Genomic DNA, 3,514 nt, shown 5'->3' on the forward strand with positions numbered 1-3,514 from the left:
CACGCTGATCGCGTCGCCGGCCAGGCCCGCCGGGTAGCCGGTTCCGTTCATCTTTTCGTGATGGTGCAGGCAGACGTCAAGTACTACCTCGCTCACGCCGTTGCCCGCTAATAACAGTCGGTGCCCTGCTTCCGGATGATCCTTGATGGCCGTGAATTCGTCTTGGGTCAGGTCACCCGGTTTGTTCAGGGTGTCTTGCGGAACCAGCATCTTGCCGATATCGTGCATGAGTCCGGCCAGCCCGAGCTCGCGGACCTGCGCGTCGGGCATCTTCAACTGACGAGCCAGCGCAATCATCGTAAGCGTGGCGCCAGCACCGTCTTGACGTAAACCGCTATTTTTTGCCCCAGCCATTCCAGCCCATGCGTAGCAGCGCGCTGTTCGCTACCCGTTTATCAAATGCATCCGGGTCGAAGGGGCCGCCCAACCACATCAAATTGTCTTTCGCCTGCTGGCTGCAGGGCGTCTTTTGCATAACCTTTAGGAACTCTTCGTATCCGTGAGGGCCGCCGACGTCTTCAGGCGGACAGGCGCGCTGTCCGTCAATGATATTGGCGCATCCCATTTTGTACGCGGCGGGTTCGATTTTCTCAACCGTAATAGTGTGTATCCAACTGTCACCGAAATCGTATTGATAGGCGAATTTTTGTCCTGGGTAGGTCAGTCGCAGCAACTTGGCCTTGCGGTCATCGAATGCTTCTTGCTCTAGATCTTCGAGGGAATCAAGCACACCATCGTTGTCCAACATGGCGTAGGTGTGGCCTTCCAAGAGGAACTCGTGGAGGTGGGAACTGGTCCAGCCGAAGGCGGCCTGAATGACGTGATGCAAGCCACGTAGTGTGATGTCGGCATCGACCTCGATGCGGCGCCAGATTGCCGGCGTGATGTCGTCGATTCCAACGTGAAGGGTAATAATTTGAGGCTGCTTTGCCATGGGAAGTCCGAGTGTAAGTGATATTTCCGCAACCTCCTTTGCAGGGCCGATCTAAGCGGATATGGGCGAGAGTTTATCAGCTACATTCCATGGCAACAGATCGCTGACCAGATTGACCGGGTAGTCGGCAATGTGGCTCAGTACATGGCGTAGGTAAGCCTGCGGATCGATGCCATTGAGCTTGGCGCTGACGATCAGCGAGTACATCGTTGCGGCCCGTTCGCCGCCGCTGTCGGCGCCCATGAACAGGAAGTTCTTGCGGCCAAGGCAGCACGTCCGCAGTGCGTTCTCGGCGATGTTTTTGTCGATCTCGGCCAAGCCGTCATCGCAGTAATACACCAGCGCCTGCCATTGATTGAGCATGTAGTTGATGGCCTTTGTGGTGTCGGACTGGGTCGACAGTGTGAGTAGTCTGGCACGCAACCAGACTTCAAAGCCGTCGAGCAGCGGCCGCGCCTGCGCTTGCCGTATTCGCTTTCGATGATCGGGTAGCTGACCGCGGATTTGTTCTTCGATTGCGTACAGTTCGCCGATCCGCCGCAACGCTTCTGTCGTTGTCACGGTCGCCTTGCGCACGTGCAGATCATGGATCTTGCGGCGAGCATGAGCCATGCATGCTGCCTCGCGCACGCGGCCATCGGCATAGATTTTATCGTAGCCCGCAAACGCGTCCGCCTGTAGAACGCCGCTGAAGTTGGCCAGGTGCGACTGTGGGTGCAGGCCCTGACGATTGGGTGTGTAGGCGAACCATGCGGCCGGCGCCGCAGTCGAACCAGAGCGCCTGTCGTCGCGGACGTAGACCCAAAGGCGTGCTGTCTTGGTTTGGCCATTTCCCGGCGCAAGCACAGGCATCGGAGTGTCATCCGAGTGGATCTTGCCGGGCTGGAGCACGTAGCGCTGCAGTGCGTCGACCAGGGGGCGCATCAGCGCCCCGCACGCACCGACCCAGCGCGCCATCGTCGAGCGGTCAAGCTCGACGCCGTCACGCGCGTAAATGGTGGACTGGCGGTACAGTGGCAGGTGGTCGGCGAACTTGGAGACGAGTATGTGGGCCAGCAGCCCTGGTCCGGCGATGCCGCGATCGATCGGGCGGCTCGGCGCTGGCGCCTGCACGATGTGGTCGCAGCAGGCGCATGCCTTCTTGCGCCGTATATGGCGAATTACCTTGAAGGCCAAATCGATGAGTTCGAGCTGCTCAGATACATCCTCGCCCAAGGGCTTGAGTTTGCCACCGCACGCGGAGCAGGCCTCGTCCAGCGGCTCGATGACATTGTCTTCGCGCGGTAAATGCGCCGGCAGCTGCTGGCGCGCAACCTTGCGCGCGTTCGATGCGGGAAGCACAGCTTTCTGTTCGCTGGCGCCATCCTCCGTAATCAGATCTTCCAGTCGCGTTTCCAGCTGCTCGATTTTGCGATCGAGCTTCTCGGACTTGCGGCCGAACTGCATTCGTTTGAGCTTTGCCAATTGGAGCTTGAGCTGCTCGATTTCGAGCGAGCGGACATTGAGAGCCTGCTCCAGCATCGTGACGGTGTCGCGCAGCTGTTGCACTTCGCCGTCGCGCTGCATCAGCAGCGCTTTCAAGGCTTCAATATCGTCGGGGAGTGGGGCAGGGCTGGAAGGCATGCGCGCAGTTTACGCGCATGTTTGAACGTTTACAACACCGACATGAGGGGCGCGGTGCGTTCAGGCTGTTTCCAGTTGATGCCTTCGAGGAGCATCGACAGTTGGGCTGGCGTCAGATGGACCTTGCCATCGGTCGCCTGCGGCCAGACGAAGCGGCCGTGCTCGAGGCGCTTGGCGAACATGCACAGGCCATCGCCACTGGACCAAAGCAGCTTGATGACGTTGCCGCGCCGACCACGAAACGCAAAGACGTGACCGCTGAATGGATCGTCCAGCAGCGCGCTCTCCACCTTGGCCGCCAAGCCATTGAAGCCGCAGCGCATATCCGTGAAGCCCGCAGCGATCCAGATGCGTGTGCCCGCCGGTAGCCCGATCATGCGCGCAGGCTCTGGAAGATCGTTCTGAGCAGCGCAGCGTCGACGTCCGCATGGACGCGCACCACCGCGTTTGCGAAGATGATCTCGACCGCACTCGATGTCGCAGCAGCCGGCGCCGGCGCCACCTTCAACGAAGTGTCTGCAAGCACGACCGGCAGCAACGTCGTGCGCGCTGCCGGCATGTCGTCAAACAGACCGGCGCGATACTCACGCCGCCATTTGAACACCATGTTTGCGTTGACCCCGTTGGCCATCGAGAGCTTCGAAACCGACACCCCGGCCTCGCACGCGGCAGCAGCGAGTCGCCGCTTGAACTCGACCGGATAGTTCGGCCGCCCTTTCCGGTTACCCGACTTCATTTCAGTATCCAAAGTAGTTCCCATCATAAAAGTAGTGGGAACTACTCTGAAGGACAAGGCTACCTACGTCCAGACGGTGTTGGCGTCACGCTTACCAATCATCGGCGCGCATACCGCCACCGAATGCATATAGGTATATTCGTCGGCATGTTTGAGCCGAACCAAGCCGACTAAGGCATCCGGGTTGCGCATGACCGACATGGCGATTTCGTCAACGAGGG

The 3,514-nt window shown here is 59.6% G+C and carries 5 protein-coding genes and 1 pseudogene; all 6 read right to left on the reverse strand.

The window, feature by feature from the left end:
• Positions 1 to 354: HD-GYP domain-containing protein (locus ACQ4W6_RS25585; RefSeq protein ID WP_436569971.1), on the reverse strand; the 354-nt coding region annotated here is incomplete at its 3' end.
• Positions 335 to 934, reverse strand: coding sequence for a plasmid pRiA4b ORF-3 family protein (locus ACQ4W6_RS25590; RefSeq protein WP_436569972.1), 600 nt, complete (start codon positions 932 to 934; stop codon positions 335 to 337). The genes ACQ4W6_RS25590 and ACQ4W6_RS25585, both read right to left, overlap by 20 nt.
• A 51-nt stretch (positions 935 to 985) precedes the next feature.
• Positions 986 to 2,557 (reverse strand): IS66 family transposase, encoded by a 1,572-nt coding sequence (tnpC, locus tag ACQ4W6_RS25595; protein ID WP_436569973.1) that lies wholly within the window; start codon positions 2,555 to 2,557, stop codon positions 986 to 988.
• 29 nt (positions 2,558 to 2,586) lie between these two features.
• Entirely contained in the window at positions 2,587 to 2,934 is a 348-nt protein-coding gene (tnpB, locus tag ACQ4W6_RS25600) for an IS66 family insertion sequence element accessory protein TnpB (RefSeq protein ID WP_119784802.1), read from the reverse strand.
• Positions 2,931 to 3,293 carry an IS66-like element accessory protein TnpA gene (gene tnpA / locus ACQ4W6_RS25605; protein WP_436569974.1) on the reverse strand — a complete coding sequence of 121 codons (363 nt, stop codon included), beginning with the start codon at positions 3,291 to 3,293 and terminating at the stop codon, positions 2,931 to 2,933. The genes tnpB and tnpA overlap by 4 nt, the downstream gene beginning before the upstream one ends.
• Before the next feature lie 96 nt (positions 3,294 to 3,389).
• Positions 3,390 to 3,514: pseudogene (locus ACQ4W6_RS25610) on the reverse strand (phosphodiesterase); the annotation flags it as partial.

Source organism: Janthinobacterium woesei, from assembly GCF_051380875.1.
GTDB lineage: Bacteria > Pseudomonadota > Gammaproteobacteria > Burkholderiales > Burkholderiaceae_D > Janthinobacterium.